This is a genomic window from Actinomyces israelii (assembly GCF_030253495.1).
Classification (GTDB): Bacteria; Actinomycetota; Actinomycetes; order Actinomycetales; family Actinomycetaceae; genus Actinomyces; species Actinomyces israelii.
The window spans coordinates 2,850,825-2,864,034 of record NZ_CP124548.1; the positions used below are offsets into that span (position 1 = coordinate 2,850,825).

Genomic DNA, 13,210 nt, shown 5'->3' on the forward strand with positions numbered 1-13,210 from the left:
ATGCGCTCCGTCCTCACCTATCAGGTGCTCCGGCTCCTGCGCGACAGGATCCTGCTGGCGTGGGTCGTGGCCTTCCCCGTCATCCTGTCGTGCCTCTTCATGGCCATGTTCTCCAACCTGGACGAGACCTACCAGGCCACCCCCCTGAACCTGGGCGTGGTGCAGGACGACGCCTACCGCGCCGCCACCGGCCTGGACGCCACGATCAGGACGATCTCCCAGGAGGGCGAGCGCCACCTGCTCAACCCCACCCCCTACGCCACCGCGGACCAGACCCAGGAGGCCGCCCGGAAGGGGGACACCGTCGGCTACCTCGACGTGGAGGACGGCAACCCCGTCCTGCACGTAACCCAGGAGGCCAACAACGGCAGCAAGGGCAACACGGTCCTGGTGCTGCGCGCGGTCCTGGACTCCTACACCCAGACCCGGGCCGAGTACGAGGCCCTGGCCGCGGCCGGGGCGCAGGCCGGGCCGCCGGACACCGACAGCGTCCTCACCCAGCGGGCGCAGGTGACCCCGTCGACCGTCAAGCCGCAGACCCGCTACTACTTCTCACTGATGGCCTTCGCCTGCGGCATGGGCACCGCCGTGGCCATGACCGCGGTCCAGGGGGTCACGGCCACCTCCTCCCACCTGGGGACGCGCCTGACCCTGGCGGGCCTGCCCCGGTGGAAGGTCCTGGTCGGCACACTGGCCGCCGCGTGGGTCTGCGTCCTGGTCTGCCTGCTCGTCGCCTTCGCCTTCATACGGCTGGTGGTCGGCGTGGACTTCGGGCCCCACATGCTGCTGTGCCTGGTGGCCATCGGGGTCTCCAGCCTCCTGTCCTGCGCGGCCGGGGCGATGCTGGGGACCTCCCGCCGGATGAACACGGGCATCGTCTCCGGTATCTCCTGCCTGCTGTCCCTGTTCACCGGCCTGTACGGGTCCGGGACCCAGAAGCTGGCCGACGCCGTCGAGTACCACGTCCCCCTACTGGCGCAGGCCAACCCGCTGTGGCAGTCCGCCCACAGCTTCTACGGGCTGCTCTACTACGACAGCCTCGCCCCCTTCGCCCGCAGCTGTGCCGTGATGGTGGGCATGACCTGCCTGTTCCTGGGCCTGGCCCTGGTCCGTATGAGGAGGATGAGCCATGAGCACCTTTAGGACGTCACTGCGGATCGTGGCGGCGCACCGGGTCATTATCCTGGTGTACCTGCTGACGCTGTCCATGTTCGGCCTGCTCATGGGGCTGTCCGTCACGGACGCGGCCGACGTGCACGCCACCGTGGCGGTGGTCGACCGTGACGGCTCGGAGGTCTCCCGGGGCGTGACCCGCTACCTGGGGTCTGTCGGTGAGGCCCGGCCCCTGGAGGACTCCCGGCAGGCGATGCAGGACGCCACCGCCCAGAACCGCATCTCCTACATCCTCGTTATCCCCGCCGGCTATGGGCAGGCCCTCCAGGCCTCCGCCCGCCAGGGCGGCGAGCCGCCGGCGCTGGAGACCGTCGTCAACTACGAGTCAGCGGCCGGCTCGTTCATGGACGTGCGCACCACCTCCTACCTGGAGCAGGTGCGCACCTACATGGGGGCCGTCACCGACGACCCCGCCCGGGCCGTCGCCCTGGCCGACGCCGCCATGGAGCACACCGCGGCCGCCGAGCTGATACCCCAGGAGTCCACTCCCCTGCCGCACAGCCTCCTGGTGTACGCCCAGTTCTCCCTCTACCCGCTCACGGCCTTCGCTATTGTGTCCGTCTCCACGCTCATGGCGTCGCTGGGGCGCCGGGCCGTGCGCTCACGGCTGTCCGCCGCACCCGTCAGCGGCTGGGAGCGCGGCCGGGGGCTCATGGGGTCCTGCTTGGTGGTGGGCCTGGTGGGGTGGGCCTGGATCCTCTGCCTGGGGGTGGCGGTCTTCGGCCGGGGGCACCTGGTCTCCGCGGCCCCGCTGCTGGGGGCGGTCGGGGCCGCGCTGGGCGCCTACACGCTGGTGCCGGTCTCGCTGGGCTTCCTCCTGGGCCAGCTGGGGCTGGGAGAGAACGCGGCGAACGTCATCGCGAACATCGGGGGCCTGGCCCTGTCCTTCCTGGGTGGGGCGTGGATCTCGGCCGATATCATGCCCGCCGCCCTGGTCGCCGTCGCCAGGTTCACCCCCACGTACTGGGCCAACAGGGCAATGACCGGCGCCTCCGAGGTGACCTCCGTCTCCGCCGACACCGTGCTGCCGCTGCTGGCCGACTGCGGGGTGTGCGCCCTGTTCGCCGTGGCCATCTTCAGCGTGGGGCTGGCGGTGGGACGCACCCGGGCGCGCTCGTCGCTGTGAGCGGGGCTGCGGGGCCAGCCAGCGGCAGCCGGCCCCGCAGCCCCCTCGCCAAGATCGGTCCAGTTCCGCACCGAGGCCGATTCGAGGCACTGCCGTCCCGCGGGAAAGTGAGGCTCTCACGCGCTTTCAGCACCGCACTCCGTTCCACCGCACTCGGACCCCCCGGACCGATCTCGAGCCGGAACGTGATGCCTCAGTGCATCTGAGACACTTCGAGGGTCTTGGACGTGGTGATCCGGCGGGGATGGCCCCGGGACTGAGGGCCACGGGTGCCGGGGCGGTGGCTGCTGCACATTCGCGTGCGCTCCGCGCTGGCAGAAACCCCGGAATCATGCAGAAAAGAAGTTTCAACGGCGGCCACGATCCCGCTCCCATGTGCGCAGACCCCCCTCAGCGCACACGGGAGCCCGACGATCGAACACGACAACCAACGGGAAAGCGCACGATCCTGCGGGAAAACTGCCTCCGCCCCGCAGCGGCGCTCCTCTCCCATGTGCAACACCGGAGAAAACCACCCCTATCCCCCACGCTCACGCCTCGACACGGCCTCTGGGCGGGAACACCAGGGACCCTCTCAAGACCGGACGCCATACGAATCCGGCACGCAGTCCTGATGAGCCCGACCCCACCATCACAGCGCAGTCGGCGAACCGCAGCACCCGCCATTGCCTGCCGACCTCCAACACCCCACACCCCCGCAACCGACCCACCACGCACAGGGCGCCGCCTCAGACGTAGAGGACAAACGCTGCCTCACTGTCTCAGATGCACTGACACACCACAATCTCGAGCCGGAACCGCACTGATCTCGGCGAATCCCGCACGATGGCTGCATCCCGCGCAGGTCGGCCTATGACCTCACGAACCGGAAGAGGCGGGAAACCCCTGACCTGAGGCAGATGACGCGGAGCCGAGAAAGTGTCACACATCATATTGTGTCACCTACGGCATTATGGTCGTTTTGTCCATACAGTGCCTCCGGGCCGCCACTCTCAATGCATCCGGACGGCCCCGACGAAGCGGAGGAGGCATGATCATGACAACTCGGGGCAGGACCTTGAAGACTGTTGCCGGCGCAATGGCGGGCGCCGGTCTGGTAGCGGGAGCCTTCAGCGCCTTCTCCCGCCTGCGCTACCGGCGCTCGGCACTGGCGACCCTGTCGGAGTACGGCACCCGGACGATGAGGCTGATGAGTCCCCGCATCTCGTTCACCGACCGGATCGCGCGAATGGCGAGCCGCCCAGAGCCCCGTCGGGACATGGCCTTCCCCATCTGGTCGCGGCTCTTCTACGACGTCGAGCGGCGCGAGGGCGGCGGCATGCCCGTCTACTACGCCCGCCCGCACTCGCCGTCGGACACCGTGGTCATCTACATCCACGGCGGCGGCTACATCGCCACGGCGTCCCTGGGCCAGGCCCTGCTCATCGACGACCTCGCCCGCGCCACGGGCGCCGAGCTCGTCGTACCGCTCTACCCGCTGGCGCCGCACCACACGTGGGAGGAGGCGCACCGGCTCGTACTGGACCTGTACCTGCGCACCGTCGCGGAGAATCCCGGCAGGCGGATCGTTCTCATGGGCGACAGCGCGGGCGGGGGCCTGGCTCTGGTCATCGCCCTGTCGCTCGCGGAGCGGGGCGCCAACCAGCCCGATGAGCTGGTCCTGCTGTCCCCCTGGGTGGATGTCACCCACGCGAACCCCGACATCGCCGACTACGTCGACGTCGACCCGCTCATGGCCCCCGAGCCGCTCACGATCATGGGCAAGACGTGGGCAGGCGACACACCCACGACCGACTGGCACCTGTCCCCCATCAACGGGAACCTGTCAGCGCTGCACCGGGTCACCACCTTCGTGGGCAACCGGGAGCTCTTCCTCCCGGACAACGCGCTCCTCCACGACAGGCTCGTGAAGGCCGGCGTCACCTCCACGCTGCACGTCGGAGAGAACCTCAACCACGTCTACCCGATGTTCCCCTCCCCCGAGGGACGCCGGGCCCGGCGCGAGATCGCCCGGATCGTCTCCGGCCGGGCCTCTGCCTGAGCCCCTCCCCCTTCGCCGAGATCGGTCGTACTCCGCACCGAGACCGGTTCACCTCCGCGTCGGTCGCGGCTCCGGAGCCGGGCATGAGCATGAGGTTCAAGCGCTCAGCTCTTTACGGGGACCAGTATCCGGCCCCCAGGCCAGCACCGCGATACCCACGACCCCGAAAAGCGCAAGAAGCGCGCAGGGGACTGTCGCCTCAAGAGCGTAGTCCGCGGCGATATGCGAGGCACGAGCAATCAGCCACATGCCCCACAGGGCGCCCCCGCCCCCGGCCCCAGCCGCGAGCGAGAACGCGCTGACCGCGCATCTCAGGGCCCTGCGCAATGGAGCCCGCCTCACCACGACCTGCACGACGGGAAGAAGCAGCCACACCGTGAGCGAGACGGAGCAGAGGAGGATCACGTGCCGCACGGGGCTGTGCACAAGGTCGCGCAGCAGCGAACCGAACCCGAGGACGACGCAGACGAGCCACACCGCCCCGCAGTACAAAACCAAGCGCGTGTCGGACCACTCCCACCGGGTGTGTTCGCGGGACCAGCGCGACACGTCATCGAAGAACCCGTGGACCATGAGACCGCCTCAGCACTCGTGCCGGGTCTGCACCCACCTGGTGCAGCAGTACTGCGTCCCGACGCAGCAATACGCGGCGAGACACGTTCCAAGCGCCCAACTATTCCAGGAGAGGCCCGAACCGACCCCGTCGTAGAAAGCAGTGCGAGAACGATAGCGAGAGAGACAAAATCCTGCTGCGCGCCCCCTGAACAGGGTGGCACGCACGCCAGGGCAGCACGTGAACCATCTCCTCTATCGTAACAATGCTGCAAGGCGAGTGTAATATGCATCTCACACACGGGCAAGCGGGTCCAGGTCCACGCTGCTCAGGGAGATGCCGCGGTCGTGGAAAGGCCCGCGGAGCGCACGAGCCCCTCCCCCGGCTCTGTGCGGGTCCTCGGCACCGCATCAACGGCGAGGCGGTGCCGCTTCCTCACCCCCGGCAGGGGACACCATCACCCGGCACCGGCAACCAGGCGCGCGTCCCGGTCGACGAGGACTCCGCCCCCTACTCCGTCGAAGACTCCGGGGCCGACGACGGCGGCCTCGCCGGTCCCGCTAGTCTCACCGGGCCGCGCACCCGCCAGCCCGACGGCGTTCACGACCCGGCACACGGGCAGGTCAGGCGGCCAGCGAGACGGGCCTCGGTCCAGCCGCACCGCACCTTGCCACCCACCCCTGTCGCATCAACGCCGAACGCGTCAGTCTTACTGAGGCTCCTGGGCGAATCGTCAGAGACTTTCCAACAGCTTTGCCTTTGCGGCAGCGAACTCAGCATCATCCAGGATGCCTTCAGCATGCAGGCCGGCAAGCTCGCGCAGCCGATCGGAAATAGTTGGGGCAGAACCGGCGCTGGGGCCAGATGATCCCGTAGAACCGGTCGCTCCCGACGGAAGCGCCGGGACGGACTCTACGGACGCACCGGCCTCAATCACGCCGAGGACGGAGTTTCCGGCGCGCTCTAACTCGCGTCCTACACCCTCATGCTCCTTCTTGACGATACGGAGCGTCCCCACTTGATTAGTCAGCGTGTGGATCTCCCGGTCAGTCGTGATGGTAAGCGTGGATTTGCCGGCCATCGACTTGGCGACATGAGCGACTCCGGTGATAGCCAATCCGGGAGCAGACGCCTTCATAATACCGGCACCTCCCTTAGCAATAGCCGTGACCGCCTGAACCGCAGCTCCCTGCATCACAGTGCCGGCGACCCCCGCGCCCGCCGTCTCCGGCCCGGGGGGCACAAACGTGATGGAGAGGAGCTTCTCATACGGGGCCGCTTTCATCGCATACGTCGGGCTCGAAGAGTCACTCGGACCGACGACACGGACGTAACCGCCCTGGAAGATTTCCACCTTAGACATGCCGAAAGTGCCGCTCGTGACGAGCGCACCCGCCGCACGCTCCAGCTCAGCACGCCGGCGCTGTCGCTCTTCCTTTTCCGCCTTCCGATCCGCGACCGCCTTCATGACGGACGACCCGAGCCTGTCGAACACGCTCGGCTTCACCGGAGTCTGGGCGCTCATCACAGCCGTTTGATCCTGCATCTGCCCGACTGGCACCACATCCGCCTGCGGCTGACGGCTGCCCCACACTTCCTCTGTCCATGCCCGGCCATTCCACCAGCGCCGACAGCCGTTCCCATCGTTGTACCAGCCTGCGGGAGCAGACATGTTCAACACCTCCATGGCGTGCCTAATAAGTCTCATGTTACCCACGAATCAACGCGAAATATTGTGAGAAAGTAGGCAAAACCAGCTGATTCCAAACCGGAAAGACGGCGTCGGCGCAGCCGCAGGCCGAGTGCCCGTCAACAGGCGCACGCGCCCACAATCGCCTCTGCCAACCTGACGAGGACGAGCGCGACCGCTCGCGCGCAGGGGAAGCAGGCGCAGAGGCGCCGCGCGCCGGATCGCGTCATCTCTCCGGGCGGGCCCCCTTCTCGGGCCGCTCACGGAGCCTCAGGACCCCTCGACGGCCGCCGGGGTCTTCGGCCGCGCCTGCTGGAGGTCCTCGACGAGCAGTCCCGGGACGACTCGCACCCCGAGCGGCACCAGCGCCATGAGGGTCTGGGTGATGAAGGACCGCGTCTCGGCGTCGAGGCTCGCGAAGGCGCGGGCGCGCACCGGTATGCTGTGGCGCCAGTCGGCCCGCAGCTCGCGAGTCGTCGCCACGTCCCCGAGGTCGATCACCGAGTAGAGGGTGTCGATGAAGCGCCCGCGCTCCTCGGCCGTGAGGCCGCCGAGCCAGGCGCTGATGGTGCGGTTGAGGTAGCGGGCGTCCGGCGCCAGGCCGTCGAGGGACACCAGGTCGCAGTCCTCCACCACCCAGGAGAACGGGTCGTGCTGCCAGATCATGGCGCGGCTGCTGCGCACCACCCGGTAGCTCTCCTGCTGCTCCAGCAGCATCCCGACCACCGAGGACTGGGGGATCGTCTTGTCGACCCTGGGCTCCACCCTGCGGTAGTCCTCGGTGGCGAGGAAGTCCGCGAGGAACCCGGGCCCGTCGTGGGAGTAGATCCGCCCCACGCGGTCGCCCACGCCCCCCGGGGCCGTCGCCGCCGCGTAGACGGCGAGGTTGCCGCCCTTGGAGTGCCCGCCGACGAGCAGGTCGCCGTCGACCCGTGCGGCAACGGCGCCGAGGTAGCGCGCAGCCTCGGTCTGGGAGGGCACGGGGCATCGGTAGGCGAGGTTGAAGTCCTCCTTCCAGCCCACGAGGGAGGCGTCCGTGCCCCGGAAGGCGACGTAGGACAGGTCCTCGGCGAGCCGGAGCGTCATGGCCGCGAACTGCTTCTCGGCCCGGGGGTCGGTGACGTCCACATAGCCCATGACCCGCACGTCCCGGAAACGGGGGCTGGCGGCCATGGCGGCGAGCAGGTCCAGGCCGGCCTTCTCGCTCCACATGCCGGCGTAGTAGGCGTCGAAGTGCTCGGCGCGGTACAGGTCCGCCAGGCGCACCCCCTCCCAGCCGCGGGCCGGAGCGAGGTCCGGGTCGTCGGCCGGGAGGCGCGTATAGGCCGCCCAGGACAGGACGAGGCTGTCAACGGCGCAGAACCCGCGCTCGTCGAAGCGCTCCAGCTGGCGCCGGGCGTAGTCGAGCATGTTCCTCATGCGACTCATGTGCTCCTCCTCCGCTCAGGTCCCAGGCCCCTCGCGCCGCCGTCGGCTCGGGCCGACGGCGGCCGTCCCGGCCGCTCACCCCGCTACTCCCACTCGATGGTGCCCGGGGGCTTGGATGTGCAGTCCAGGACCACCCGGTTGACCTCGGGCACGGAGTTGGTGATGCGCGTGGAGATGCGGGCGAGGACGTCGTAGGGCAGGCGCGTCCAGTCCGCCGTCATGGCGTCCTCGCTGCTGACCGGCCGCAGCACGACCGGGTGGCCGTAGGTGCGTCCGTCCCCCTGGACGCCCACGCTCCGCACCCCGGCCAGCAGCACCACCGGGCACTGCCAGATCTCGCCGTCGAGCCCGGCGCCGGCGAGCTCCTCGCGCGCAATCGCGTCGGCCGCCCGCAGGACGCGCAGGTTCTCGGCCGTCACCTCCCCAATGACCCGGATGCCCAGGCCCGGCCCGGGGAAGGGCTGACGGGCCACGATCTTCTCGGGCACCCCCAGCTCGCGTCCGATGGCGCGCACCTCGTCCTTGAACAGGGTGCGCAACGGCTCGATGAGAGAGAAGTCCAGGTCCTCCGGCAGCCCGCCCACATTGTGGTGGCTCTTGATATTGGCGGCGCCCTCGCCGCCGCCGGACTCGACGACGTCGGGGTACAGGGTGCCCTGGACCAGGAAGCGGATCTGGCCGCCGGCCTCCCCCACCTCCTCGACGACGCGCCGCTGGGCGGCCTCGAAGGAGCGGATGAACTCCCGGCCGATGATCTTGCGCTTGGCCTCCGGATCGGTCACGCCCGCCAGCGCCGCAAGGAAGCGTTCGGACTCGTCGACAGTGATGACGCGGATGCCCATGCCCTCGGCGTAGTCGTGCTCGACCTGGGCCCGCTCGCCGGCGCGCAGCAGCCCGTGGTCCACGAAGATGCAGGTCAGCCGGTCGCCGACGGCCCGGTGGACCAGGGCCGCGGCCACGGAGGAGTCCACGCCCCCGCTCAGGCCGCAGATGACGTGGGCGTCCCCCACCCGCTCGCGGATGGCGGCCACCTGCTCGTCGATAATGCTGCCCGCCGTCCAGGTGGCCGGGATGCCGGCGCCCACCTGCAGGAAGTTCTCCAGGGAGCGCTGACCCTGCTCGGTGTGGAGGACCTCGGGGTGCCACTGCAGGCCGAACAGGCGACGCGAGCGGTCCTCAAAGGCAGCCACCGGCGTCTCGGCCGTCGAGGCGGTGACGGCGAAGCTCGGCGGGGCGGCCTGGACGGCGTCACCGTGGCTCATCCACACGATCTGCTCGGCCGGGGCGTTCGCGAACAGGCAGGAGTCGGGGCTGGCCTCGGCCCGGGTGCGCCCGTACTCCCGGGTGCCGGTGCGCCCCACGGCCCCACCCAGGGCTCGGGCCATGACCTGGAAGCCGTAGCAGATGCCCAGCACCGGCACGCCCGCCTCGAACAGGGCCGGATCGATGCCGGGCGCGCCCTCGGCGTAGACCGACGACGGCCCCCCGGACAGGATGATCGCGGACGGCCTTCTGGCGAGCATGTCCGCCACGGGCATGGTGTGCGGCACGATCTCGGAGTAGACGGAGGCCTCGCGCACGCGGCGGGCGATGAGCTGGGCGTACTGGGCGCCGAAATCGACGACGAGGACCGGGCCGGCGGGTCCGTCCTCGCGCGCCTCGGGGTCGGCGGCGCTGGGGGGGATGGTCACGCGCCCAGCATAATGCGCGGCGCACCGGCCCCCGGGACGCCAGCACCCGCGGCACCCGAGCGAGGAAGCGAGGCAGAACGTCAGCGCCACCCTTCCCCCGCCCTCTGCTCCCCTCGGATGAGGAGAGAAAGAAAAGAGACGTCCACGCCCCGAGGCATCATTCACGGCGTTACCACCGTTGACATCCGGAGCGCCGCTGGCCTGCCCGCCGCCTCAGAACCAGTCGCCTAAGCTCGAGCCCAGATGGCGCACAGGGTCAGGGCGGCCCCGGGCAGGCCGGGCACCAGGGAGGTGGCCAGCCCCGGCATGACCGAGCGGGTGCGCACCGAGACGGCGATGTGCATGGCGAATGCCGCGGCCCCTCCCAGGCACAGCCCGGTGGCGAGCACCCGGGTGGCCCGCCCGGAGCGGCGGGCGCAGGCCCACAGGGCGCCTGCGCCGAGCGTCTGAGCCCCGACGACGGCCAGGCGCCGGGAGGCGCGCGCGTCGGCCAGCGGGTTGCCCGTGCCCGAGGGGCCCCGGACGTGGGCGTCCAGGCGGGGCCACCCCGTCGAGCCGACGCGCTCGAGCCAGGCCTCGATCGGGTAGACGACCTCCTCGGTCTGGTGGACCGCCAGCAGCCCCAGGGTCAGCGCCCAGACCTGGTCGGGGCTCAGGGCGTGGCGCGCGGAGCCGCTCACCCGGACCACCCGGCCCGGGCTCTTCGGCCGGGGCGGAGGAGACGCCGGTCGGAGCGGTGCGGCTCTCGCGCGCCGCGGCGCAGGCGCCCAGGGCGTGGGAGAGCACCAGCCAGGAGCCGACGACGAGCACACCCCGGGGCAGGCTGGAGCGGTCGGGCACACCGGCGCGCCGCAGCCGCGAGCGCGCCCACCACCACACCGGCAGCACCACGGTCGGCGAGGTTGCCGCGCCCGAGGCGTAGCCGCGGGTGAGCAGGGCGGCCGCCATGTGCCCGTAGGCGTGCAGGCCGAAGAGCCGCTGGGCGTCCTGGTAGAACCAGCCCCGCCCGGCGGTGCGCACGCCGTCCAGGGCGGCGGCCCCGAAGAGCAGCCCCATGACGGGCACCGCCACCTGGACGTGCCTGCGCGAGACGGTCAGCGCTCCCAGGCGCGGGCCGGCCAGCCGCCGCAACGGGGCGGGCAGGCGGGCCAGGGTGCCGGCCATCGTCGCGGACATGGTCGCCAGCTCCTCGCCGTCGTTGGCGGCGAAGGACACCAGCAGCGAGGCGGGGACCAGGACCCGCATGGGGCCGCTCAGCGAGCCGCCCGGAGCAACATTCCCAGCACCACTCACAGCAGCAACCCTTCAAAGCCCTCGGGAGCAACATGGTGACGGTACTCTCCCCGCGGCACCGGCGACAAGCCCCGACAGGCGCTTTCGCCCGTCATCCCGCTCCGTCTCGGCAGGAACGCGGCGGGTGACGCGACTATCACCCTTTTGTCTGTACAAAAAGGCGGTCACGCTCCTACTCTCACTGCACCGGCCGAACCACGGCCGCACCGGCCCGCAGGGCCGGGCACACCGCCGTGCGGGGCCGTCCCGTCTCGGTTCCGCACAGGAACCGAAAGGACACAATCATGACCGCTCCCGTCATCGACACCGTCGCCGTCACCACCCCGGAGTCCACCGCCTCCTCGAGGACCGAGGCCAAGGCCGCCGACCTGCTGACCTTCAAGATCGGCATGGGCATCGTGGCCGCCGTCGTGTTCGTCATGGCCGTCGTCGGCGCCGTGGCCGGCTCCTCCGCGCTGCTGATCGCCTCGGGCCTCATCGGCGCCGCGAGCGCGCTGACCGGCGTCTACACCGGCGTGAACCTCATCGACCGAGCCGCCTGAGCAGCCGCTCGCAGACCCCGGAGGGACGCCGGCCCGTACCGGTCCTTCCCGAGCTGCGCGGGCGACGTGGACCGCGCAGCAGGTCGCCCAGGGCGACCCGCAACCTCATCACCACCTGAGAGCGCCACCCCGGCGGGGGCGGCGCTCGCGTCATGTCCGGGCCGCTCCCGCACCAAGCGCCCCGAACCGATCTCGACGCGGAATACGACGATCTGGACGCCGGCCCCGTCACCGCAGCGCGGCCAGCGCGCGCGGCAGCGCCAGCAGCGCCAGCAGCATGGCGGCAACCTGGCAGGTCAGCACCACCGCGACCGCGGCCCCGGCCGAGACGAGCAGCAGGGCCGTCGGGCCGAGCACAGAGACGATCTGGACCAGCGGGCGGATGGCCGCGCCGGCGCGGCGCTGGGAGCGCAGCAGCCACGGCGGCACCATCGGGTCGATGCTGCCGGTGCACGCGGGCACGACGGCGACGTACTGGCCGCCCACGAGCAGCACCGCGACGACGACCAGCACCGCCAGCGCCTCACCGCCGCGGAGTCCGCCCAGCAGCACCAGCAGCACGACGGCGCAGGCCGAGGCGCCTGTACCGCCGAGCACCCATGCGAGCGGGTACCGCTCGGAGCGTCTGCACGCCCCCGCCACCGCCAGGGCCGCCCACAGCAGGCCGACCACGACCGCCGGCCACACCGGCAGCGTCCGCCCGCCGGCCTCACCGAGCGCCCACGGCGTCAGGCACAGCGCCGCCAGTCCAAGCGGCAGGGCCTGCACCGCCTCGAGCACGAGCCCGGCGAGCACAGTGCGGCGCACCTGGGCGATGCGCAGGTCATCGACCGCCAGGGGGTGCTGCTCCCCCTGCATGCCGGCGTCCAGCCGCACCCAGTCGATGGCGACCGAGGCCTCCAGCGCCCCGTGCATCCGCCTGAGCGACGCGTAGGCGGCCTCCAGCCCGCCGCGGGCCGCGTACCAGTGCGGCGTCTCCGGCAGGGACATGGCGAGGACGCACCCGGCCAGCGCCAGCGCGGCCGCCACCATCCAGGCGCACGCCCGCGCCTGGCCGGGCATGGCCGCCCCGCCGCCCGCGCCCACGACCAGGGCCAGCCCAGCCCCGGCAGGCGCCAGCGCGCGCACGCGCGGCACGAGACGGCGGTGCCCGCGCACGGAGAGCTCGTGGGCGAGCTTGGGCACGACGATGGCGTACCCGCCGACCCCGAGCCCCGCGACCGCCCCCGCCGCCGCGCCCGTCCAGGCCCCGGGCAGGGCGCCGGCGATTGCGCCGAGAGCCACGAGGAAGCCGGAGGCGAGGACGGCGGGGCGGCGCCCCACGACGTGCGAGACCAGGTCGAGCACCGGGGCGCCCAGCAGGGAGCCGAGCGGGACGGAGGCGAGCAGCAGCATCAGGAGCGCGCTCTGGGCCGCCGCCCCGCCCGCCGGCGCGACCGTGCCGCCCGGCACGCCCCACCCGTGCGCCGCGCCCGACAGCGCGGCCCGCGCGGCGCCGTCGTCGGCCAGGCAGACCCCCAGCGCCCCCCAGACGGCCCCGGTGGCCGCTCCGACGCAGGCGAGGTGGGCGCCCAGAAGCCGCTGCATCGGGGAGCGGGTCGCGGTCGTCATCGGTCACCCTCCTGTGCTGGCCGTGCGCGGCGGCCCGCGCCGCAAGTCGCCGCGCCGTCCCT

General features: G+C 71.2%; 12 protein-coding genes and 2 pseudogenes. 5 read left to right on the top strand and 9 right to left on the bottom strand.

The annotated features are described in order from the left end of the window. The 3 genes from AIF0345_RS11915 to AIF0345_RS11925 all read left to right on the top strand — a co-directional run bounded on the left by AIF0345_RS11915 (position 1) and on the right by AIF0345_RS11925 (position 4,340). The gene (locus AIF0345_RS11915; RefSeq protein WP_285296262.1) at positions 1-1,143 is read left to right on the top strand and encodes an ABC transporter permease; all 1,143 of its coding nucleotides are present in this window, start codon (positions 1-3) and stop codon (positions 1,141-1,143) included. After that, a complete protein-coding gene (locus AIF0345_RS11920) occupies positions 1,130-2,299 on the top strand; it encodes an ABC transporter permease (protein WP_285296263.1) in 1,170 nt (389 codons plus the stop codon). Before AIF0345_RS11915 ends, AIF0345_RS11920 begins: the two co-directional genes overlap by 14 nt. Positions 2,300-3,335: 1,036 nt before the next feature. Continuing rightward, complete coding sequence (locus AIF0345_RS11925) at positions 3,336-4,340, top strand: alpha/beta hydrolase (protein WP_285296264.1); 1,005 nt, start codon at positions 3,336-3,338, stop codon at positions 4,338-4,340. 96 nt (positions 4,341-4,436) lie between these two features. Here AIF0345_RS11925 and AIF0345_RS11930 read toward each other — a convergent pair whose 3' ends face one another. From AIF0345_RS11930 to AIF0345_RS11955, 7 genes and pseudogenes are all read right to left on the bottom strand, one after another. Continuing rightward, entirely contained in the window at positions 4,437-4,913 is a 477-nt protein-coding gene (locus AIF0345_RS11930; RefSeq protein WP_285296265.1) for a pre-mRNA-splicing factor, read from the bottom strand. Between the two features lie 437 nt (positions 4,914-5,350). Beyond that, positions 5,351-5,497 (bottom strand): hypothetical protein, encoded by a 147-nt coding sequence (locus tag AIF0345_RS11935; RefSeq protein WP_268916925.1) that lies wholly within the window; start codon positions 5,495-5,497, stop codon positions 5,351-5,353. A gap of 129 nt (positions 5,498-5,626) precedes the next feature. Beyond that, complete coding sequence (locus AIF0345_RS11940; RefSeq protein WP_285296266.1) at positions 5,627-6,418, bottom strand: SHOCT domain-containing protein; 792 nt, start codon at positions 6,416-6,418, stop codon at positions 5,627-5,629. Positions 6,419-6,472: 54 nt separating this feature from the next. Next, a pseudogene (locus tag AIF0345_RS16720) lies at positions 6,473-6,601 on the bottom strand (DUF2510 domain-containing protein); the annotation flags it as partial. A 252-nt stretch (positions 6,602-6,853) separates the two neighbouring features. Then, complete coding sequence (locus tag AIF0345_RS11945) at positions 6,854-8,011, bottom strand: DUF2974 domain-containing protein (protein ID WP_285296268.1); 1,158 nt, start codon at positions 8,009-8,011, stop codon at positions 6,854-6,856. Between the two features lie 83 nt (positions 8,012-8,094). Beyond that, positions 8,095-9,702: a glutamine-hydrolyzing GMP synthase gene (guaA, locus tag AIF0345_RS11950; protein WP_449701832.1), complete on the bottom strand. Its 1,608-nt coding sequence runs from the start codon at positions 9,700-9,702 to the stop codon at positions 8,095-8,097. 227 nt (positions 9,703-9,929) lie between these two features. Continuing rightward, entirely contained in the window at positions 9,930-10,382 is a 453-nt protein-coding gene (locus AIF0345_RS11955; protein WP_043560621.1) for an HXXEE domain-containing protein, read from the bottom strand. Positions 10,383-10,438: 56 nt separating this feature from the next. Here AIF0345_RS11955 and AIF0345_RS11960 point away from each other — a divergent pair, with 56 nt between their 5' ends. Further along, positions 10,439-10,624, top strand: a complete 186-nt coding sequence (locus AIF0345_RS11960) for a hypothetical protein (RefSeq protein WP_285296270.1) — start codon at positions 10,439-10,441, stop codon at positions 10,622-10,624. A gap of 2 nt (positions 10,625-10,626) precedes the next feature. On the opposite strand, the pseudogene AIF0345_RS16725 reads toward AIF0345_RS11960, so the two are convergent. After that, positions 10,627-10,947: pseudogene (locus tag AIF0345_RS16725) on the bottom strand (HXXEE domain-containing protein); the annotation flags it as partial. A gap of 332 nt (positions 10,948-11,279) precedes the next feature. Here AIF0345_RS16725 and AIF0345_RS11965 point away from each other — a divergent pair. After that, entirely contained in the window at positions 11,280-11,537 is a 258-nt protein-coding gene (locus AIF0345_RS11965) for a mandelate racemase (RefSeq protein ID WP_268916921.1), read from the top strand. A 228-nt stretch (positions 11,538-11,765) separates the two neighbouring features. Here the strand turns inward: AIF0345_RS11965 and AIF0345_RS11970 are convergent, their stop codons facing one another. Beyond that, on the bottom strand, positions 11,766-13,148 hold the full coding sequence (locus AIF0345_RS11970) for an MFS transporter (protein ID WP_285296271.1): 1,383 nt from the start codon (positions 13,146-13,148) through the stop codon (positions 11,766-11,768). Positions 13,149-13,210 lie beyond the last annotated feature (62 nt).